Origin of the sequence: Allomuricauda sp. ARW1Y1, from assembly GCF_013407935.1 — a bacterium.
Classification (GTDB): Bacteria; Bacteroidota; Bacteroidia; order Flavobacteriales; family Flavobacteriaceae; genus Flagellimonas.
The window spans coordinates 223,776-246,297 of sequence record NZ_JACBZU010000001.1 but is presented as its reverse complement, the minus strand read 5'-3'; the positions used below and the strand labels follow the sequence as shown (position 1 = coordinate 246,297).

Here is a 22,522-nt window from a genome sequence, read left to right as displayed (position 1 = left end):
TATGCGGAACAAGGCCATCTATCTATCTATATGTTTTGCCTTGCTCGGCTGGTCAGGTTGGGCACAGGACATTTCGGAAAGCAAACCGCCCAAGGTGGGCCTTGTTTTGAGCGGTGGAGGCGCCAAGGGCCTCGCACACATCGGAGTTTTAAAGGTGATCGAGGAGGCTGGAATCAAGGTGGACTACATTGGCGGCACCAGTATGGGCGCTATTGTCGGGGCACTGTATGCCTCTGGGTATTCCGCTGCACAATTGGATTCCATTTTTAGGAGCACCGATTTTACCGATTTGATCCAGGACAATGTACCCCGTAGCGCAAAGACCTTTTACGAGAAGGAGGATTCCGAGCGGTATGCTCTTTCGCTGCCCTTTGAGAACTTTAAGGTGTCCTTTCCGCAGGCCATTTCTGGTGGGCAGAACATTTATAATCTGTTGGTCCAATTGCTTTACCATGTGAAGGATGTGGAGGATTTCAAAAAACTGCCCATCCCATTTGTGTGCATTGCCACTAATGTGGAGACTGGCGAAGAGATAGTGTTGGACAACGGCTATCTTCCCGAAGCCATAGTGGCCAGTGGAACCTTTCCTTCCCTTTTTGAACCTGCGGAAATCGATGGGCAAATATTGATCGATGGCGGGGTGGTGAACAATTATCCCATAGGTCAAGTTCGGGAAATGGGAGCGGATTTGATCATTGGGGTGGATGTACAACACGATTTGGTAACAAGGGAATCACTTTCCTCTGCCACCGAAATTTTGCTGCAGATCAATAATTACCGCACGGTGAACGATATGAAAAAGAAATCGAAGGAAACGGATGTATACATTCGGCCGGAAATTGACGAATTTTCGGTAATCGATTTCGAAAAAGGCGGTCAAATCGTGAAGAACGGAGAGGCAGCTGCCAGAAAAAGAATGGATGAACTCCTTCAAATTGCCCAGAGCCAAAAGGGTACGCCCCCTCACAGAAAAAGGATACAACTGGTGGATAGCTTAACGATCAACCGTATGATCATTGAAGGAAACGAACAATATACCCGTGGCTACATCAAGGGAAAACTACGCTTCAATCTGGCGGAAAAAATTTCATTCGATGACCTTCGACAAGGTATCAACAATCTTTCGGCCACCGGAAATTTTATGGCCATTCGGTATGATCTTATTTCCAACGGACTGGGTACGGACTTGATTTTGAAACTAAAAGAGGATCCCACCAAAATGTTCATCAAAATGTCGGCACACTATGATGATCTTTATAAAAGTGCCGCTTTGATCAACCTCACCAAAAAGAACTTTTTAATGAAGGACGATGTAGCCTCTTTCGATTTTATTCTGGGAGACCATATTCGGTACAACATGCAATATTATTTGGACAAGGGGTACTATTGGAGCTTTGGGGTCAATTCCACGTTAACGGATTTTGACACGGAAACCGATTTTTCATTGATACAGGGAAATTTTGATGTGCTCAACGACCCCAGCATCCAACGGATAAATCTGGATGTTACCGACCTTACCAACCAAGTATACCTTCAAACGTTTATAAAGGAAGAATTTGCCTTTACCATTGGTGCGGAACACAAGTTTTTGAACTATAGCACAAGAACGTTGGGACAGTTGGAAGAGAATGCAGAGTTGGAAGTCGCCACATCCGGAAATCAAAGAACCAATTTTGAAAACTCCAACTATTTTAGCGCCTACTCCCAAATAAAACTGGATACCTACGATGATAAATATTTTCCGACGAAGGGACTACTATTTGATGGGGATTTTCATTTTTATGCGTTTTCTTCTGATTACAACGATAACTTCTCCGAATTTGCCGTGGCCAAGGGAAAGTTTGGCGGCGTGTTCTCCCCAATCCACAATTTGAGCGTTACTTTGGAAGCAGACACAGGGTTTAAGCTAGGAACATCCCAAGTGGCTTCCTTTGATTTTGTGTTGGGAGGTTATGGAAACGATTTTGTGAACAATTTTATACCATTCTTTGGGTACGATTTTCTGAGTTTGCCCGGCAATAGCTATATCAAGGGATTAGGACGGTTGGATTACCGTTTTGCGCCCAAGCACCATGCCTTGTTCACGGCAAATTATGCCAACGTAGCAGATGATCTTTTCCGGACAGGGGAGTGGTTTGAAGAGCCCAGTTTTTCTGGCTATGGCATAGGTTACGGATTTGAATCTTTTTTAGGCCCCATCCAAGTGTTTTACTCGTGGTCTCCTGAAATTGATTCGAGCAACGTTTTCTTCAGTGTAGGGTATTGGTTCTAGTACAAATCACATGATCAAACCCTAGGGTTCTCTTAATAGTTTGCCAAAAAATCAGCTAAAACCAATCAATATCTTAGGGGTTTAGTTAAAGTCCGTTAAAATCACTTTTTTCTGAAAAAGCTTGCCGTATCTTTGACCCACATAAGGGGTGGTTCCCTTATAACTTTAAGTATTGGTTTTTCATAATTTAAAGTTTGGTTGGTTATTTAGGAAAAGCCCAGTCTTGAGACTGGGCTTTTTTTTGTTTATACTATTTTGGAATAAGTTTTGTTTAAGTATATGTGAACAGCGTAGCCCCCTAACGTGATTTTACTAATTTTATGACCATGAAATTGCATTTGAAAAAGACAATAATCGCCTTACTCCTGCTTGTAATGGCCCTTCCGGTGATGGGGCAGAGTTCGCAGCCAGCCTTTAAACCAGGGGAGTGGTTGAAATTTAGGATACACTATGGTATTCTAAATGCAAGTTACGCAACCATGCACCTTACCACCGAACAGCTTAATGGGGTTCCGGTGTACCATGTGGTGGGCAGGGGAAAGACCACCGGCTTCGCCAGCATTTTTTTTAAGGTGGACGATACCTACGAAAGCTATTTTGGAATGGACAATGGCAAACCGTACAAGTTCATTCGAAAAATCGATGAGGGCGGTTACACCAAAGACATCGAAATAGAATTTGATTACGAAAAGGACAAGGCGCTGTTGATTGACAATAAAAATGGTACACAGCAGGATTTTAAGATCCACGACCAAATTCAGGATTTGATTTCCGCTTCCTATTATTTACGGAGCAACTATAATCTAGAAGAATTTGAGGTTGGCCAATCCATTAATTTGGATATGCTCTTTGACGACGACGGTGTTTTTAAGTTCCAATTAAAATATTTGGGAAAAGATACCATCCGTACCAAGTTTGGCAAGGTGGAATGTCTTAAATTTAGGCCGCTGGTTCAATCCGGTCGTGTTTTTAAGGAAAAGGAGAGTCTTACGCTTTGGGTTTCCAATGATTGGAATAAATTACCCATCAGAATAAAGGCCGATTTGGCCGTTGGTTCCTTAAAGGCCGATTTGGATGGTTATAATGGACTCAAGAACCAGTTTAAAATAATAATGGATTAGTTCGGTGTTTCATGGACAAGGATGCAAAAATCGCTTCCCAAATCAATAAGTTAGAAGAGAAGTACAAAAATTCAGGTCAGGACCTGAGTTCCTATCTGGATGGTCTGTTGTACGAAAGATATCTAACCTACTGGGATTATATCCATTTGGATACCCTGCTCAGCCTTCAGGTGCCACGAACCCATTTCCCCGATGAAGAAATCTTCATCATGTACCATCAGATTACCGAATTGTACTTTAAGCTCATCCTTCACGAAGAAAAACAGATTGTCGAGGATAAATCCCAGGATGTAGCTTTTTTCATAGAAAAGGTCCGAAGAATCAATAGCTATTTCAAGGCGTTGATTTCTTCGTTCAGTATTATGATCAAGGGAATGGAGCGCGAGCAGTTCCTTCGTTATCGGATGGCATTGCTTCCGGCGAGTGGCTTTCAATCTGCTCAGTATCGCATGATCGAATTCTACGCCACACCCTTGCAGCATATGGTACATCCTTCCGAGCGGGAATCATTTTCATCGGAAAACAGTATCGAAGAGCTTTTTGAGCATGTGTATTGGAAAAAGGGTGCCACGGACCTGGAAACAGGCGAAAAGACCTTGACCTTGAAACAATTTGAGGTACGGTACACCTCACGGTTGTTGCGAATAGCCAATCAGGTGAAGGACAGCACCGTATACGATAAATATTTACAGCTTCCGGATGCATCCCTATGCAATGAAGAGCTGATTTCGGCGTTAAAACAATTAGATCTGAATGCCAACGTAAATTGGCCATTGATGCACATGGGTTCGGCCCATCGATATTTGGCAAGGGAAGGTAAGGATGTAGAGGCGACCGGGGGCACCAATTGGAAGGACTATTTGCCGCCCAGTTTCCAGAAAATAATTTTTTTCCCAACTTTGCATTCCAAAGAAGAGTTGGATACTTGGGGAAAACAATGGGTGGACCACGTGTTTAACCCGGCAAAAAGAGAATACAAGGAATAGAAGAAAAATGCGGAAAATTATTGGGGCAATGGTGGTGCTGACGGTGTTGGCATCATGTAAACAAACTAAGGAACCGGTTGAAGAAGTGGCAAAAGTGGAAGTGATCGAAAAGCTTCCAGAACTCCATTATGGTTTCAATCTGGATGAGTTCAATGTAGTGCGCGATACAGTGCGTAACGGCGATAGCTTTGGTGAACTCATGCTCAAAAATAAAGTGGACTACCCCAAAATAGCGGCCATCTCCGAAAATTATAGGGACACTTTCGACGTTCGAAAAATCATGGTGGGCAAACCCTATCTCATTCTAAAATCCAAGGATACTTCCGAAGTGGCCAAGGTTTTTATCTATCAAAATGATCGAATAAACTACACTGTGGTGGACCTTCGCGATAGCGCTGTTGCTTACAAGAACAAACGAAAGGTCACCCTAAGGGAGCGCGAAGTAGGAGGCGTTATCAACAGCAGCCTATCCGAAGCTATGGATAATTTGGGGGTAGATTATAGCGTAACCATAGGGCTATCCGAAATTTATGCCTGGACAATCGACTTCTTCCGACTGGAAAAAGGGGATAAGTTTAAGGTGGTTTTTGATGAACGTTACATTAACGATACCGTTTACGCAGGTAGAGGCCCCATAAAAGCAGCTCTTTTTGAGCACAAGGGAAGAACAATTTATGCCTTTCCCTACGTGGCCGATACGGTAAATAACATATTGGACTATTTTGATCAAGACGCCAATAACCTAAGAAGCACATTTCTAAGGGCACCCATTAAATTTGGATATAGGTTATCCTCTCGCTACAACTTAAAAAGAAGAATCGCCTATTATGGCTACAAGGTAAGACCACACAAAGGAACAGACTATGCCGCACCCGTAGGAACGCCAATCGTGGCCACGGCAGATGGAACGGTAACCGAATCAACACGACGAGGTGGTAACGGCAAGTACGTCAAAATAAAACACAACAGCATTTACAGTACCCAATACCTTCACATGAAGGCACAGAACGTCAAACGCGGAGAATTTGTTCGGCAAGGCGATGTAATCGGTTGGGTAGGGATGACCGGAAATACGGGAGGCCCCCATGTGTGTTACCGTTTTTGGAAAAATGGAAGACAAGTGGATCCCTTAAAAGAAAAATTGCCCGAAGCCGACCCCATTGCAGATTCATTGCGCACCGATTATATGGCGCATATAGCCCCTTTAAAAGAGCAATTGGATTGTATTGAATTTGTTGACCCGACGCCAACAGAACCCGAAGAAACCCTAATATCATACACCCAGTAATGGCATTACCCACAATTGACCCCACTACCACCCAAGCCTGGAAAAAGCTACAACAACATTACCAAGAAACAAAAAACGTACACTTAAGGGAACTGTTTTCAAAAGAAGAAGGTCGGGGACAAAAGTTTTCGATCCAATGGAACGATTTCTTGGTGGACTATTCAAAGAATAGAATTACAGAAGAAACTTTGGAATTGCTACTGCAACTTTCCAACGAAGTAGGGTTGCAGGATGCCATAGGGAGCTATTTTGGCGGGGAACTTATCAACCAAACCGAAGGCAGGGCAGTACTGCATACAGCACTGCGGGCCAAAAAGGGTGATACTGTAATGGTGGATGGCGTCAACATCGTAGATGAGGTTTTTGAGGTGAAGGAAAAAATAAAATCCTTTTCCAACGCTGTCATTTCTGGAGAACGCAAAGGACACACAGGAAAGGCATTCACCGATATCGTGAACATTGGTATAGGTGGGTCCGATTTGGGGCCCGTTATGGTCACCGAAGCCTTGAAGTATTATCAAAATGACTTAAAGACCCATTTTGTAAGCAATGTGGATGGCGATTTGGTTCACGAAGTGTTGAAAGAGCTCAATCCTGAAACCACATTATTTGTCATAGTATCCAAATCGTTTACCACCCAGGAAACGCTGAGCAATGCACTGACCATTAAAAAATGGTTCCTGAAAAATGCATCCGAAAAGGATGTGGCCGATCATTTTGTGGCCGTATCTACCAACCTTGAGAAAATCAAGGAATTTGGTATAGCCGACGACAATGTGTTTCCCATGTGGGACTGGGTCGGAGGCAGATTCTCCCTCTGGAGCGCGGTTGGACTTTCAATTGCCTTATCTGTGGGTTACGAAAACTTTGAAGCCCTTTTGGATGGAGCCCACGAAATGGATGTACATTTTAAAGAAGCGCCTTTCCAACAGAATATACCTGTGCTACTGGGATTGATCAGTGTTTGGTACAACAATTTTCATGGCGCCGAAACCGAGGCCATTATTCCATACACCCAATACCTGCACCGTTTTTCGGCATACTTGCAGCAAGGAATCATGGAGAGTAATGGAAAGAGCATGGACAGAAATGGAAATCGGGTGGGCCACGAAACAGGAACCATCATCTGGGGCGAGCCAGGGACCAATTCACAGCACGCTTTTTTCCAATTGATCCACCAAGGGACCAAATTGATTCCAACAGACTTTATTGGATACAAGAAATCATTGCACGGAGATGTTAATCACCACAATAAGTTGATGGCCAACTACTTTGCCCAAACAGAGGCATTGATGAACGGCAAAACCGCCGATGAGGTCAGGGGAGAGCTCGAATCCTCGGGATTATCGGGCGAGGAACTGGAAAAATTGCTGCCCTTCAAAATTTTTGAAGGAAACAAGCCCACCAACTCTATTCTAATCGAAAAATTGACCCCGAAAAGTCTAGGGGCTTTGATTGCCCTTTACGAGCATAAAATATTCGTTCAAGGGGTAATCTGGAATATTTTTAGCTACGACCAATGGGGCGTGGAATTAGGCAAGGAATTGGCCAAAACCATTTTATCGGACATTGAGAATTCAGAAATTGGCAAACACGACAGTTCCACAATGCACCTTTTGCAATTTTTTAAGGGGTAGGTTGCCATCTTTTCAAATCCTTCGAAAAAACCTAAACAATTGTCTGTCAAAGAACTCTAATTGTTAATTTAGTGTTAAGTATATTTGCATGATTTTAACTTTGGCTTAATCGCAGTGTGTCAAAAATGGATCACATTTGCAGCGCTAATTAAACACTTAAACACTGAATTAAATGAAAAGAATCTACTTGGCTATTGCGGCCATTCTTTTTACCGCAACAGCATTTGCACAAGGGGTTACCACGTCTTCTTTGGGAGGTCAGGTAACAGACAACGTTGGAGAGCCTTTGCCGGGTGCGTCAATCGTTGCAGAACACGTGCCATCCGGGACAGTCTATGGTGCTGCTACCGATTTTGATGGTTTCTACCGTATTTCAGGTATGAGAACCGGTGGACCTTATACCATAACTATTTCCTATGTCGGTTTTAATGAAATCGTAAAGGAAAATGTCTTCTTAAACCTTGGTTCTACCGAAAGAATCAGTGTCGAAATGGCAGAAGCAGCTACGGCATTGGACGAAGTGGTACTCACTGGAGTATCAAGTGGGGTTTTTGGAGCCAACAAAACAGGTACGGAAACAAACATTTCTCAGCGACAAGTGGCTACCACTCCTGCAGCTTCCCGTTCATTGGCGGATTTTGTGCGTTTAACACCACAAGCACAGCTGTCTGAAGGTGATGATGGTTTTTCCATTTCACTTGCTGGTCAGAACAACCGTTATAATGCCATTTATATTGATGGTGCCGTAAACAATGACGTATTTGGTTTGGCAGGTTCCGGTACCAACGGAGGACAGACAGGGGTAAACCCACTTTCCGTTGATGCGATTGAAACATTCCAGATCAACATCGCACCTTTTGATGTAAGACAGTCTGGTTTCTCCGGAGGTTCCATCAACGCAGTAACTCGTTCAGGTTCCAACGAATTTGAAGGTTCTGCATACTACTTCACCAGAAATGAATCTTTGGCGGGAAAAACGCCAGGTGCATTGGTAAATGAAGGAGATGATAGAGAAAAACTAGCGGAATTCTCTGCTAACACCTATGGTGTTCGTTTGGGTGGTCCACTTATTGAGGACAAACTCTTTTTCTTTGTGAACTACGAAAGAGGTGAAACTGAAACTCCTCAACCTTTTACATTCAGCAACTACACAGGTCGTGCTTCTGAGGCAGATCTAGCAGGGTTGAGTTCATTCCTTCAAAATACCTACGGATACAATCCTGGTATTTTTGATAACAACACCCGTACATTGGAAAGTAACACATTGGTGGCCAAATTGGACTGGAACATTAATGAAAACCACAACCTTTCTTTGCGTCACAGCTATGTTGGTGCGGAAAACTTGGAAGCAAGAAACTCCGGTAACAGAAACATTGGTTTCATAAACGGTTCAGAGTTTTTTGAATCTACAACCAACTCTACTGCATTGGAGTTGAACTCTCGTTTCAGCAATAAATTCAGTAATAACTTGGTAGTAGGCTTTACTGCCGTACGTGATGACAGGGATCCTTTTGGACAGCCTTTCCCAACAGTTGACATCCAAGATGGAGACGGATTCATCTCCTTTGGTTCTGAGCCATTTTCTACTGCCAACTTGTTGAATACTGACTATTTGACCATTACCAACAACTTCAATATTTACGCAGGAAGGCACACCATTACACTAGGGGCCAACGCGGAATTTGCAACGGTAAAGAACTTGTTCTTTGCCTATAACTATGGCGATTATACCTTCGAAGATCAGTTCGATGATGAGGGCAATCTACTTTCTTCTGGATTGAACCAGTTCTTGACAGGTCAGAATGCTGACGTGTACCAGCATGGGTATTCTTTGGTCGGTAACGGTATAACTGGTGATGAATCTGCAGGTTCTGCTGATTTTGAAACCGAGCAATATGGAGTTTACGTACAGGATGAAGTTGATGTTACCGATAACTTTAGAGTGAGCTTTGGTGCTCGTATCGATATTCCTGTATGGAGAGACGGTCCTGTAAATGAAGACTTCAATACTCGTACAGTAGGATTATTGGAAGCTGCTGGAAAAGACCTTCAAGGTGCTCGTGTTGGACAGCAAATTAGCAATGCCGTATTCTCTCCTCGTCTAGGTTTCAACTGGGACGTAAATGGAGATAGAACCACTCAAATTCGTGGGGGTCTTGGGGTATTTACTTCTAGATTGCCATTGGTATGGCCAGGTGGTAGCTACAACAATAATGGTGTTACCGGTGGATTCATGTTCGAGTTTGGACAACCATTTGAAGCCGACGTTAACAATCAATTTGAAGACCCAGCTCCAGGTTCAGGTGGTGTTGGTGGAAACATTGACTTGATTTCAGCTGATTTCCAGCTACCTCAGGTTATGAAGTATAACTTTGCCATCGACCAGAAACTTCCTTGGTGGGGCTTGATTGCCTCTGCTGACTTCTTGTACACAGATGTAATCAATGACATCTATTATGAGAACTTGAATATCGGTGGACCAGAAGGATTCTACCAAGGTGCTGATAACCGTCCGTTTTACAACCGTAGCAATCGAATTGACGGTACATACCAAGGTATTTATTTAGCATCAAATACAGGTGGAGGAAATGCCACAACGGCTACCTTTACCTTGACTAAGCCTTTCGATAACGGTTTTGCAGGTTCGGTATCCTACTCTTTCAGTGAGTCCAACAAAATCTTTGATGGTACTTCTTCACAGAACAGTTCTCAATGGAGAAACATACTAACGGTAAACGGTAAAAACTCCAACTTGCCTGTTACCCGTTCCGATTTTGCTGGTGGTAGCCGAATTTTGGCCAACGTTTCTTACCAATTGGATTGGAACGAGAATGTAAGCACAACGGTTGCTTTGTTGTACACTGGATCACAAAACGCTCCATACAGCTTTACGTATAACGAAGGACGTGATTTGTTGAACGATGACTCAAGGGACAATGCCTTGATTTACATCCCAAGAGATGCTTCTGAAATTCAATTCTCTGGCGACGAGGCGCAGCAAGCGGCTCAATGGGAGCAATTGGATAATTTCATAAGCAGCATCGATTACTTGGACGAAAACAGAGGAGGTTATGCTGAGCGTAACGCTGAAAGAGGTCCATGGAGCCATATTCTTGACTTGAAGGTTCTTCAGGATTTCAAGATTAAGTTTGGAAACACCAAGCACACCTTCCAGCTTTCTGCTGATGTTTTCAACTTCACCAACCTTTTGAACAAAGATTGGGGTCGATTGAAGTTCGTGAGAAGCGAGGTTAGCCCATTGACAACTGTTTCTACAGGAGACACTCCTGTATTCAGTATCAACCAAGGTGTAATGGATGAAAATGGAAACCCTGACTTCATCGAATTCGATGATAGAGGTATTCAGTCATCCAGATGGCAAGCACAATTGGGTATTCGATATATCTTTAACTAAGGATATCCTAAAAATAGAATTAAAGCCCTTCGCGATCGCGAAGGGCTTTTTTTATCTCTAAAATTCCGTATTTTTAAACCACTTAAATTCTACCTAATGGAAATTATCAAGAACCTACACTCTTATTTGGCCTATGTGGTGCTGGCCGTTTTAGTATTGGCCGTCGTGAATGCGATAGCAGGCTGGTTGGGCAAAAAGGATTTTACCCTGCAAAAGGACTTTCGTATCAGTTTGTTCGCCTTAATTCTAAGCCATATTCAATTATTGATTGGGCTTATTCTATATTTTGTTTCCGGCAATGGACTCAAGGCCATCCAAACTTTAGGAATGAGCGGATTGAACGCTCCAGCGCGCTTATTGGCCGTGGAACATCCATTTACGAACATCATTGCCTTGGTCTTAATCACCATCGGTTGGTCCAGGCACAAAAAGTTCATGGAAAGCCAGCGTAAGTTCAAGACCATTTCCATTTTTTACGGGCTAGGTTTACTGCTTATTTTGAGCCGTATCCCATGGGCGCAGTGGTTCGCTTAATTTCATTCCCGCGGAGGCGGGAATCTTACTCTGCCTCCTTCAACAAAAACAAGTACACAGGAAAATGGTCGCTATACCCAGCCGTATAGCTACCACCTGAGTAGGTGCGTAGTGGATAACCCTTAAAACGCCCTTGGTCCGTTCGTACAAAGGCAGGTGCAAAAATACCCGCTTTCCAAAAAGAAAGATTAGTACGGTCTTCTGTCACCAAATTCGAGGTGAAAAACAGTTGATCGAACAAATTCCATTTGTCTTGATAGGCGAGGGAACCAATGCCCTTTTTATAAAGTGCCTCCATGGGATTGTACAGGTCCAAACTGTCCAATTGCGTTATCTTTCCTTTGGTTTTCAAAATGGTTTTCAAACTGTTGTCAATGGGGTCGTCGTTTAAGTCGCCCATGGCGATAACTTTAGCATCTGGGTCCAACGTTTGTATGGAATCGATAATACGTTTGTTCAGTAAAGCCGCCCGTACACGAAAAGGTTCGCTCCTGGCTGCCCCACCTCTTCGGGAGGGCCAATGGTTCACCACAAAATGGAACTTTTCCCCATCCATGGTGCCACCTACCACCAACTGGTCTCTCGTATATTTCCGTTCCCCTAGATCATCAAACAATAAAAGCCTATGGCTTTTGAAGGATGAAGGAATAAAGGAAGCTTTTTTGTAAAGTAAGGCCACATCGATGCCCCGCTCATCGGGGGAATCAAAATGGATAATGCCATAATCCTTGTCCTGCAAATTCGGATGCTGGACCAAATCTTCAAGCACATCCAGGTTTTCCACTTCACAAAGCCCCACAATGTCCGGGGAAGTTTTGGAGGTGTCAGCCCCAATTTGGGAAATCACATGGGAGAGATTGTCCAACTTTTGTTGATATCGCTCCTGGGTCCAGTGATAACGGCCCTCAGGCGTTCGGTCGTCATCAAAGGTAAGGGAGTCGTTTACCGTGTCAAACAAGTTTTCACAGTTGTAAAAAGCAACGGTCCTAATAATGTATGTCTTGGACTTTTGTCCGTAAAGTGAGGTCGATATTAATACAAGTAGGCATATTAATAATCGCATTCTATTTTGATTTTGTAGCTAAAATAAGTAAGATTGTACGCTTTCTTGCAATTTGTACAGCAATTACAACCCCTTTTTTATTCATTAACCTACAATAAGCTATGAGACTAGCCGTACTCTGGGCTGTACTCTGTTGTTGCAAAGTGCTGTACGGGCAACAACGTACACGGGTTACAGGCCAATTAATGGACAAGGGATTGGATGTTCCCATTTCCAATGCAAACATCATTTTGGAAAGCAGTTCCCAACAATTTACAGTAAATGCAAAGGGTGAGTTTGAACTAATCTTATCGGAAACAGGAGAACAGATGCTCCAAATTTCCGCTTTGGATTTCATCACCAAGCGATATTCCATTTATTTGGATGGAAACCCCATTGATTTGGGCATTATTTATTTGGAAAGAGACATTGCCCGTGAACAAACGGATAACCTGATTACGCTTACCGAAGGAGACCTTTCCGATGACTTTGAATCCGTTTCCAGTACCATGGGATTGTTGCAGTCTACCCGTGATATTTTTTTAAATCGTGCCGCTTTTGATTTTGGACAGGCCTTTTTTAAGGTCCGAGGATACGATTCCCGAAATGGAATGGTGCTCATCAATGGAGTTCCAATGAACAAATTCTTTGATGGCAGGCCGCAGTGGAACAATTGGGGCGGACTTAACGATGTGGTCCGCAATCAGGAATTTACCAACGGACTTTCCATTAACTCCTACTTGTTTGGCGGAATTTTGGGGAATACCAACATCAATACCCGGCCATCTGGTCTTCGCCCAGGCTTACGTTTGTCTTCATCCCTTTCCAACCGAACCTACAATGGCAGGCTTATGGCCACGTATAATTCGGGGGAACGGCCAAGCGGACTTTCGTATTCGGTATCGGCCTCGCGCAGATGGGCCAATGAAGGTTATGTGGAAGGCACCTTGTACGATGCGTATTCCTTTTTTGGAGCTTTGGAATATCAGTTCAATTCCAAGAACAGCATTGCATTTACCTCAATTTTGGCGCGCAATCGAAGGGGGCGTTCCTCTGCGATGACCGAAGAAGTATTCGATTTGATGGGTGCCCGGTATAATCCTTACTGGGGTAATCAAGATGGGAATATCAGAAATTCAAGGGAGCGGGAGATATTTGAACCGATTTTTTTGCTCAACTATACGCTTGATACCAAAAAAGTGGATTGGAATCTTGGATTTGCCTATCAAACAGGCACGAATTCCCGCAGTAGGCTGGGATATTACAACGCCCCAAATCCGGACCCTACCTATTACAGATATTTGCCGAGTTACTACATCAACAGTTCCATAGGAGCGGATTTCGTGAATGCCAACTTGGCCAAAGAAGCCTTTTTGGAAGACCCGCAGCTCAATTGGGAGCAACTCTACACTGCTAACACCAATAATGCTGACAAAGCGGCCTACCTGCTCTATGATGATGTGACAGAAGATAAGACCTTGACGGTATCTACAAGTTTCAACGCTCACCTTGGCGATTTGATACAGCTGGGTTTGGGAGGAAATTATAGGAGTACGTCCTCCGAAAACTTTGCTGAAATCCAAGATTTGTTGGGTGCCGCTTTCCATGAAGATTTGGATACCTTTTCCGATACCTTGAACGATACCCAAGGCGATTTACAGAAAACGGAAGGCGAAAAGTTCAACTATCACTATAATTTGGACGCTTCCCAAATGGAAGCCTATGCACAGCTTCAACTGACTTCCAAAACATGGGATGGGTTTGTTTCGGCCGCTTATTCCAATCAGCAGGTACAGCGCAATGGTTTCTTTACCAACGAGCGTTATCTGGAAAATTCCTTTGGCCCTGGCAATCAAATTTCTTTTTCCAATCTATCGTACAAAGCTGGTTTGACCTATTTCCTGAACGGACGACATTGGATTACCGCGACTGCAGCGCAGCTGGAACGGCCACCCATTGTTCAGAATATATTCATCAACCCGAGGGAGAACAATGAAACAGTGCCTGATCTGCAGCAGGAAGCTATAAGCAGCGTGGATTTGGGCTATTTTGTCCGATTGCCCAATCTAACAGGTCGTATAAGTGCTTTTTATACGCGGTTTCAGCACACCACCGACATCAATTTCTTTTTCGTGGATTCGGGATTGGGTTCCGATTTTGTGCAGGAGGTCATCACTGGATTGGATAGGCTGCACAAGGGCATTGAGTTTGGCTTTGAGTACGAGGCATCCTCCAGTGTAAAGTTGACCGCGGCCGGAAATTTTGGCGAGTACACCTATGCCAGTGACCCATCCATTCAAATAAATTTTGACACGGCCGGACCTGAAGAGGACCTCATTGCGCCCGAAGGTACCATTGATTTGGGTGTTGCCGACCTCAAAGACCTCAGACTGGCACAAGGCCCCCAAACCGCCGTTGCTCTCGGTGTATCCTATCGTTCGCCCAAGTACTGGTGGGTCAGCGCAACGACCAACTACCTCACCAATAACTATATCAACCTCTCCGCCATCACCAGAACCGTGAGTTTTTTGATTGACCCAGAAACGGGTAAAGCCTTCCCCGATGCCACCGAGGAAAATGTGGGCCATCTACTGCGGCAAAAAAAGTTGGAGGACATCTACCTGCTCAATCTAGTGGGTGGCAAATCGTGGTTGGTGGGCGGAAAATACATTAGCCTTTTTGCCAGTGTGAACAATCTGTTCGATACGGTTTTCCGTACAGGAGGCTATGAGCAGAGCCGTAACGGGAACTTTGGGCAGTTGCGGCAAGACAATCAGAGCGGTTCCCCTTCCTTCGCACCAAAATATTGGTACAGTTACGGACGCACCTATTTTTTGAATTTGGCTATTAGCTTTTAATCCATTATCCCATGAAAAATTTAGTTTTAAAGAGCATCGGAATTGTATTGGTCATCCTAGCATGGAGTTGTGTGGAGGGCCGAGAATTTGGAACATTGGAAGCCAACTGCACTACGGATATTACGGCAAACATCACTTTTGCCGCTTTGGATTCGCTCGTTCAAGATGAGGTAGTACAGATTCAGGAAGATTGGGTGCTGGAGGGCTATGTGATTTCTTCCGATCAAGCGGGCAATTTTTTTAATGTACTTTATCTACAGGACAGTCCTGCGAATCCTACGGGAGGAATTCGGTTGGAGATGGATTTTCGGGAGTCGCATTTGCTATATCCAGTTGGGAGCAAGGTCTATATCAAACTAAAGGAGCTCTATCTGGACCGAAAGGGAACTACGCTTGAGTTGGGAGGGGCGTTCTCCTCTTTTGGGAACCGCTCGGTAGGTCGATTGCCCAGGGGAAAGGTGTTGGAGCACGTATTTACCTCCTGTGAAGGGCCGGGTACGATTCAACCGCTCAAGACGACCATCGCAGAAATTGACAGTATTCCTACGGAAATATTGGTACAGTTGGATTCGTTGGAATTTGCAGAGGATACATTGGGAGAACCCTACGCCATTCCCGAGGAGGAAACCGAACGTACCTTGGTCGATTGTGCGGAAAATGAAATCACCTTGTTGAACAGTGGTTATGCTGACTTTCAAGCGGAGCTCTTGCCCCATTTGAATGGAACCCTCACGGCCATACTCACTCGGGATGGGAAGTCCCCACAGTTGATTATTCGTAGTTTGGAAGATGTGTCCTTTATCAATGAACGCTGTCCTGAAATCATCACCGAGTTTACTTCCAATCGTATTTTTATTTCCGAACTGGCCGACCCGGACAACAATTCCGGAGCGCGCTTCGTGGAACTGTACAATGCGAGTGAAGAACCGCTGGATTTAAACCTGTGGACGCTCCGACGGTATACCAACGATAATATGGAGGTGAGTTCTACCATCGATTTAACGGGCTTTATAATCAATGGCGAAAGCACCTTGGTGGTATCCCCCAACGCTACGGAATTTGAACTGGTGTACGGTTTTGCTCCCGATTTAGGGGTGTCCACCAACAGTCCGGCCGATTCTAACGGTGATGACAATTTGGAGCTAGTGGACCCCTTTGGAACGGTCATCGATGCGTTTGGGGTCATTGGAGAGGATGGTTCCGGAACCAATCACGAATTTGAGGATGGCCGTGCGGTACGGAACATCGAAATTACCACCGCAAACCCCGTGTATACCTTTTCGGAATGGACTATCTTTAACGATACCGGAGAGGCGGGAACCATACTACAGCCCCAGAACGCCCCCGAGGATTTTACCCCGGGGGTTCGGGATTAATTTTCTAGAATGCTTTATAACTGAATTTTTGTCCACCTACCGAGGCGTCGGCCATAAGGCCAGCCTTGGGCAGGGCAAAAACGGCTACACCATCCTTATATTTGGCATTAAAGGCAATACCGGATTTTAAGGCAACCGCCGAAGTCTCGGCCGCAAATTGGAATTTTTCGGTTTTGAAGCGCTGTAAATCCACATTGGTCTCAAAAAAGATGACCTCGATAATGGCCTGACCACCCGCTTGCAGTCCAATGTTCAACTTTTTCAAATCGGCCATGCCCACTGCTTCGCCATTTTCGTAGACTACGCCGTTACCGGATGCCCCGCCAATAATAAAACCACCTTTCCCTACATTCGGGAAAATTACGTAGCCAGCGGAATCTTCAAAAAAGCGTTCCAAGCCCGGACTGGTCTCCAGTAGGGTCGTTTTGGCCTTTTGGGCATCCTGCATAATCTTTTGGTCCTTTCTACTTTGGGCCGAGGCAACGGTTGTTGTTAACAATAGGGTTGCCAAGGCACATATTCTTATCAATTTCATAGTGTCATTATTAAGGTTCAATCAAAAGTAACCAAACAACTTGCTCCAATTTGGAAAGGGTTTGCCAAATAGTGTTAAGGAAAATATAGAAAATCAAGGAACTCGATCAAAGGAGGTGAAACCAATAGAGAAAAACTATGTTTTAATAATATATTAATATCAAACGTCTATGGTCTAGGCAAGCAATTTAGTATCTTTAAGGAACTGAAAATTAATATAAAACAACGATACAATCATGAGTAAAGAATTGGCAAACGGGGCAGATGCAAGCATGTGCCCACACCTCAATGCGATGAACCAAGCTGCAGGGGAAGGAACTTCCATCGATTATTGGTGGCCAGAGCAATTAAATTTGGGCATTTTGCGCCAACATTCGAACCTGACCAACCCTTTGGGTGAAGATTTTGATTACATAGAAGCATTTAAATCACTTGATTTGGATGCCCTAAAAAAAGATCTTACCGATTTGATGACGGACAGTCAAGATTGGTGGCCTGCAGATTATGGACATTACGGACCGTTTTTTATCCGTATGACATGGCACGCTGCCGGTACATACCGTGTGCAGGATGGCCGTGGTGGAGCGGTTGGAGGACAACAGCGTTTTGCTCCATTGAACAGTTGGCCGGATAACGCCAACTTGGATAAGGCACGTCGCCTCTTGTGGCCCATCAAACAGAAATATGGGAACAAAATTTCTTGGGCCGACCTTTTGGTGTTGACCGGAAACGTTGCCTTGGAATCCATGGGCTTTAAAACCTTTGGTTTTGCTGGAGGACGTAGGGACGACTGGGAAGCTGACAAATCCACAAACTGGGGACCTGAAAAAGTATGGGTCGGAGATGAGCGTCACGATGATGACGGTATGTTGAAAGGTAACCTTGCTGCCGACCACATGGGATTAATCTATGTTAACCCAGCAGGACCTAACGGAGACCCAGACCCTCTTAAAGCAGCGAAGTACATTAGGAACTCCTTTGGCCGTATGGCTATGAACGATGAGGAGACCGTAGCCTTGATTGCTGGAGGACATACCTTTGGTAAAGCACACGGAGCGGGACCCCATGAGCACAAAGGCGTAGAGCCAGAAGGTGCTGCCATGGCCAATCAAGGATTTGGTTGGATGAGCGATTTCAAATCAGGAAAAGGACCCGATACCATTACCGATGGTGAGGAAGGCGCCTGGACCAGCAACCCCATCAAATGGGATATGGGCTATTTTGAAAACCTATTTGGTTACGAATGGGAAAAAACAACAAGTCCGGCAGGAGATGTACAATGGCAACCCGTAAATGGCGGTGGAGCAGGAACTGTAGTAGATGCTTACGACCCAAACCTTAAGCACGCTCCAATGATGTTCACGACGGATTTGGCCTTGCGTGTTGACCCGGAATACGAAAAAATTTCACGTAGATTTTACGAAAACCCAGATGAGTTTGCAGATGCCTTTGCACGTGCTTGGTACAAGTTGACCCACAGGGATATGGGACCCAAAGCCGTATTGTATGGACCAGAAGTGCCAGAAGAAGAACTGTTGTGGCAAGACCCCATTCCAGCGGCAGATTACGAAACCATCAACGATGACGATGTTGCCAATTTGAAAGGTAAAATCGTAAGCGCCGGATTGAGTGTGTCAGAACTAGTTTCAACAGCATGGGCTTCAGCCTCTACTTTTAGGGGTTCTGATAAGCGTGGTGGAGCCAATGGAGGGCGTATCCGTTTGGCCCCTCAAATTGATTGGGAGGTCAACAATCCAAAGCAGTTGAAAAAAGTATTGAACACCTACGAAGTGATCCAGCAGGGGTTCAATGATGAGCAATCTGGAAACAAAAAAGTATCCATGGCCGATTTGGTGGTCTTGGGAGGTGTAGTAGGTATCGAAAAAGCCGCAAAAGATGCTGGTTATGATGTCTCCGTACCCTTCACGCCAGGCCGTACCGATGCCTCTGCGGACCAGACCGATGTTGAATCATTTGAATGGTTGAGACCTCAGGCCGATGGATTCCGCAACTACTTTGCGCCAAATTTTGAGACCACGCCAGAGACCATGTTGGTGGATAAGGCTGAGTTATTGACCTTGACCGCTCCTGAAATGACCGTTCTTTTGGGTGGTTTGAGAACCATAAACATCAATTTTGATGGTTCCGACCATGGCGTATTTACAGATAAGCCCGGTACCTTGAGCAATGATTTCTTTGTGAATCTTTTGGATATGGCGACCCAGTGGGAGGCAACATCCGAAGCCGAAGAGGTTTTTGAAGGTAAGGACCGTAAAACTGGAGAGGTAAAATGGACAGGAACCCGTGTAGACCTTATTTTTGGTTCCAACTCCGAGCTACGTGCCTTGGCCGAATTGTATGCGGGCAGCGATTACAAAGAGCGATTTGTAAAAGATTTCGTTGCTGCATGGACCAAAGTAATGAACTTAGATCGTTTTGATGTGGCCTAGGCCTATCGGAGCGAGTGAATAGAAAAAGAGAATTGAATTAAATGCTGCCATGACCCCACAAGGTTATGGCAGTTTTTTTATAACTTTCACAGAGCTATGAACAACAAGCAGGAACTTTTCAATCAGATACGGTCGGGCAATTTGGAGACCGTACAAAAGCTACTGGACAACGACCCAGCTTTGCTGGAAGTCAAAGATGAAAGGGGCTCCACTCCATTATTGTTGGCCGCATATTATGGCCATACCAATATGGTGGATTTTTTACTTAAAAAAGGTGCCAAAGTCGATGCGTTGGACGGTTCGGGCAATACCGCACTTATGGGAGTTTGTTTTAAGGGCTATACGGATATTGCCCAAAAACTGATTGATGCTGGTGCCAATGTGAGCCAAAAAAACGCTATGGGCGCTACCTGTCTCATCTACGCAGTCACTTTTAACCGAAAGGATATTGCCGAAATGCTGTTAAAGCATGGGGCCGATGCATCGGTGAAGGATGCACGCGGCAACACCGCCATGGACTTGGTAAAGGAACAAGGAAATGCGGAATTGGTGGAACTCCTAAAACAATATCAAGATGCCTAAAAGCTTGAACATTGCTTTGATTCAAACCTATTTGCATTGGGAAGACCCAGCAAGTAACCGAAAAATGTTTAAGGAAAAGATAGCTGGCGTACGATCCGATGTGGATGTTATTGTTCTCCCTGAAATGTTTACCAGTGGCTTTACCATGAAGCCCGGGCATTTGGAGGCATCTGAAGGTGGGATTACGTTAAAATGGATGCAAGACTTGGCCAAAGCAAAGGACGCAGCAGTTGTTGGAAGTATTGTCTTCCAAGAAGCGGACCAATTTTTTAATCGCCTGTTTTTTGTCTATCCTGATGGCGCTACCAAAAGCTACGATAAAAAACACACCTTTACCTTGGCAGGAGAGGATGAAGTATACGAGGCGGGCAAAGAAAAACTTATTTTGGACTTTAAAGGATTTAAAATCTGCCCCATGATTTGTTACGATCTGCGTTTTCCAGTGTGGTCCAGAAATTCGGAGGATTACGATGTGCTGATGTACGTGGCCAACTGGCCCAAGAAAAGAATCGCCGCTTGGGACACACTCTTAAAGGCAAGGGCCATTGAAAACATGGCCTATTGTATCGGTGTCAATCGTGTAGGTTTGGATGGTGCTGATTTCGAATACACTGGGCATTCCGCAGTATACGATGTCCTTGGAGAGCAATTATGTTATTCCGAAAAGGAAGAGGTACTTTACGCCACTTTGGACAAGGCCCATATCGAAGATACCAGAAAACAATTACGATTTTTAGAGGACAGGGACCACTTTAGTTTGATAGAATAAAGGTTTCTTCCTTTTCCCAATTTGCCCTGATTTCTATGGTGCCCGGATAATAGCTGATTTTTTCGGGCTGCTGTTTTTTCAAGTAATTTCCCGTATCCCATTTTCCGTTTCCGTTCGAATCAAAAATAACGCGGGCGATATAATTCCCGGGGTTGAGATGGTTAAATTCAAAGATTTGGGCTTCCGAAGCAATAATTTCCCGTTGTACCACACCCTTTTCATTGGTCAACTGCACAACGATGGGATAGGTAACGTCGCCGCCCAAGATCATCCTAAGGTTGCCGTAATCGGCAAAACTTCCAGTTGATAGGTTGTAGTCCAAGGTATCGTTTTGCATCCCAAAAAAATCAGTGATGGCACCGGGCATTAGCGAGAAGGAATACTTTTGATTGGGCTCTACCTCAAAATCAAAATCTACCTTGTTTTTAAGGGTATCCAAGACAAAAGTGTAAGACATGGGAATGGAATCGCTCACATTGAGAGAAACTAGGCTCGTATCCAACGCAACAATGGGAGTATTGGCCAATATGCTGAATTTGTCCTCAAAATTGAACTTCCCCGTTACAGAGGTGGATAGTTTTAAGGAATCCATGGGAAGGTCACGCATTTTTACCGTAAACGTATCGATGGCCTCGACTTTGTCGTTTTGAACAGTGAAGATAATCGAGTCCAATTCTGTCGGGCTAAGCCAATAATTCAAGGTGTCTTTGTCCCTTTCTTTTAAAAGGGTAGTGCTCACAGAGTCCGGCAAGGTGGTCAAGGATTCGATGACCATGTCCCTGTAATCTCCTTGGTATCCAAATATGATTTTGTTCTTGGCCACCATACTGGGTACCGATGCCTTGTAATTAAGCTGTTCCCTAAACAGGTTCAATACATATATGGAATCTGTTGGTACGGTAATGGTATCGGCAATAAAACCGATTTTATCCTGGGATTGATCGAACATATTGTTTTTGTTCACATCCTTGAGCCCAAAAAGAGCATATTTACCCCCTTTCAGGTTTTTTAGTTCAAAAAAGGGCAAACTATCTCCCGTGTTGGTGATGTACAAAGGTGGCTGTTTGAACACCGTGGAATCTGTGTAGGTACTATCCATCTCGTAGAGCATCACACTGATAAATTCATCTGCCTTAAGGTTGACCGCATCGGAAACAGCCCCGGTCAGGGTCAAGGAATCCAAATAATCTCCTGTCGAAAACACATAGGTCAAAAAACTGTTTGGGTTTTTTTCGTTGTTGTCTACTATACTTTGTCCAAAATTAATGGTGTAGGTAGCGTTTTCCCTTAGCGTATCCTTTATCTCCACTTCGATATACTTGCTGGGAGCACCCATGGGTGTTATGGTAGCCGGGTTTTTAAATGGGGGCGACACGACCAACTGGTTTTGGACATCTTCCAGTTTGATAAGCTCATCGAAATAGAGGCGTATTTTCTTTGCCTTGAAATTGGTGGTAAAATTTTCTGGTTCGGCCCTTACCAACTTGGGGGGCGTAGTATCCTTGGGACCGCCGCTGGGAGAACCTCTCTTGGCGCATTGCCAAAGGGCCATCACCATAAATGCGAAAAAAAGAAGTCCCAACGATTTTTTCAAATAAACCATGCCGAAAACATTGTGGAACAAAGAAACAACTAATTTAAAAAATGCGATACCGCAT

Annotated in this window: 15 protein-coding genes; 12 read left to right on the top strand and 3 right to left on the bottom strand. The window is 44.4% G+C overall.

The window, feature by feature from the left end; translation table 11 throughout:
• Nucleotide 1 precedes the first annotated feature (1 nt).
• The 7 genes from GGE08_RS01040 to GGE08_RS01010 all read left to right on the top strand — a co-directional run bounded on the left by GGE08_RS01040 (nt 2) and on the right by GGE08_RS01010 (nt 11,253).
• Nucleotides 2-2,272 carry a patatin-like phospholipase family protein gene (locus tag GGE08_RS01040; protein WP_179383063.1) on the top strand — a complete coding sequence of 757 codons (2,271 nt, stop codon included), beginning with the start codon at nt 2-4 and terminating at the stop codon, nt 2,270-2,272.
• Nucleotides 2,273-2,646: 374 nt separating this feature from the next.
• Nucleotides 2,647-3,393 carry a DUF3108 domain-containing protein gene (locus GGE08_RS01035; protein ID WP_409553422.1) on the top strand — a complete coding sequence of 249 codons (747 nt, stop codon included), beginning with the start codon at nt 2,647-2,649 and terminating at the stop codon, nt 3,391-3,393.
• 11 nt (nt 3,394-3,404) lie between these two features.
• Nucleotides 3,405-4,379 (top strand): tryptophan 2,3-dioxygenase family protein, encoded by a 975-nt coding sequence (locus GGE08_RS01030; protein ID WP_179383061.1) that lies wholly within the window; start codon nt 3,405-3,407, stop codon nt 4,377-4,379.
• 7 nt (nt 4,380-4,386) lie between these two features.
• Nucleotides 4,387-5,667 (top strand): peptidoglycan DD-metalloendopeptidase family protein, encoded by a 1,281-nt coding sequence (locus GGE08_RS01025; protein WP_179383060.1) that lies wholly within the window; start codon nt 4,387-4,389, stop codon nt 5,665-5,667.
• On the top strand, nt 5,667-7,304 hold the full coding sequence (gene pgi / locus GGE08_RS01020) for a glucose-6-phosphate isomerase (RefSeq protein WP_179383059.1): 1,638 nt from the start codon (nt 5,667-5,669) through the stop codon (nt 7,302-7,304). Before GGE08_RS01025 ends, pgi begins: the two co-directional genes overlap by 1 nt.
• A gap of 172 nt (nt 7,305-7,476) precedes the next feature.
• Complete coding sequence (locus GGE08_RS01015) at nt 7,477-10,719, top strand: TonB-dependent receptor (RefSeq protein ID WP_179383058.1); 3,243 nt, start codon at nt 7,477-7,479, stop codon at nt 10,717-10,719.
• A 96-nt stretch (nt 10,720-10,815) separates the two neighbouring features.
• The gene (locus tag GGE08_RS01010) at nt 10,816-11,253 is read left to right on the top strand and encodes a hypothetical protein (RefSeq protein ID WP_179383057.1); all 438 of its coding nucleotides are present in this window, start codon (nt 10,816-10,818) and stop codon (nt 11,251-11,253) included.
• A gap of 25 nt (nt 11,254-11,278) precedes the next feature.
• On the opposite strand, the gene GGE08_RS01005 is transcribed toward GGE08_RS01010, so the two are convergent.
• Nucleotides 11,279-12,316, bottom strand: a complete 1,038-nt coding sequence (locus GGE08_RS01005) for an endonuclease/exonuclease/phosphatase family protein (protein WP_179383056.1) — start codon at nt 12,314-12,316, stop codon at nt 11,279-11,281.
• A 101-nt stretch (nt 12,317-12,417) separates the two neighbouring features.
• Here GGE08_RS01005 and GGE08_RS01000 point away from each other — a divergent pair, with 101 nt between their 5' ends.
• Together GGE08_RS01000 and GGE08_RS00995 are read left to right on the top strand one after the other, a co-directional pair.
• Entirely contained in the window at nt 12,418-15,153 is a 2,736-nt protein-coding gene (locus GGE08_RS01000; RefSeq protein WP_179383055.1) for a TonB-dependent receptor, read from the top strand.
• 11 nt (nt 15,154-15,164) lie between these two features.
• Nucleotides 15,165-16,529 (top strand): DUF5689 domain-containing protein, encoded by a 1,365-nt coding sequence (locus tag GGE08_RS00995; protein ID WP_179383054.1) that lies wholly within the window; start codon nt 15,165-15,167, stop codon nt 16,527-16,529.
• Nucleotides 16,530-16,533: 4 nt separating this feature from the next.
• Here the strand turns inward: GGE08_RS00995 and GGE08_RS00990 are convergent, their stop codons facing one another.
• Nucleotides 16,534-17,064 carry a lipid-binding SYLF domain-containing protein gene (locus tag GGE08_RS00990; RefSeq protein WP_179383053.1) on the bottom strand — a complete coding sequence of 177 codons (531 nt, stop codon included), beginning with the start codon at nt 17,062-17,064 and terminating at the stop codon, nt 16,534-16,536.
• A gap of 235 nt (nt 17,065-17,299) precedes the next feature.
• Here GGE08_RS00990 and katG point away from each other — a divergent pair, with 235 nt between their 5' ends.
• The 3 genes from katG (at nt 17,300) to GGE08_RS00975 (ending at nt 20,864) form a co-directional block, all read left to right on the top strand.
• The gene (gene katG / locus GGE08_RS00985) at nt 17,300-19,513 is read left to right on the top strand and encodes a catalase/peroxidase HPI (RefSeq protein ID WP_179383052.1); all 2,214 of its coding nucleotides are present in this window, start codon (nt 17,300-17,302) and stop codon (nt 19,511-19,513) included.
• 96 nt (nt 19,514-19,609) lie between these two features.
• On the top strand, nt 19,610-20,095 hold the full coding sequence (locus GGE08_RS00980; RefSeq protein ID WP_179383051.1) for an ankyrin repeat domain-containing protein: 486 nt from the start codon (nt 19,610-19,612) through the stop codon (nt 20,093-20,095).
• Nucleotides 20,088-20,864 carry an amidohydrolase gene (locus tag GGE08_RS00975; protein ID WP_179383050.1) on the top strand — a complete coding sequence of 259 codons (777 nt, stop codon included), beginning with the start codon at nt 20,088-20,090 and terminating at the stop codon, nt 20,862-20,864. Before GGE08_RS00980 ends, GGE08_RS00975 begins: the two co-directional genes overlap by 8 nt.
• Here the strand turns inward: GGE08_RS00975 and GGE08_RS00970 are convergent.
• A complete protein-coding gene (locus GGE08_RS00970; protein WP_179383049.1) occupies nt 20,848-22,467 on the bottom strand; it encodes an Ig-like domain-containing protein in 1,620 nt (539 codons plus the stop codon). The genes GGE08_RS00975 and GGE08_RS00970 overlap by 17 nt on opposite strands.
• Between the last annotated feature and the right edge of the window lie 55 nt (nt 22,468-22,522).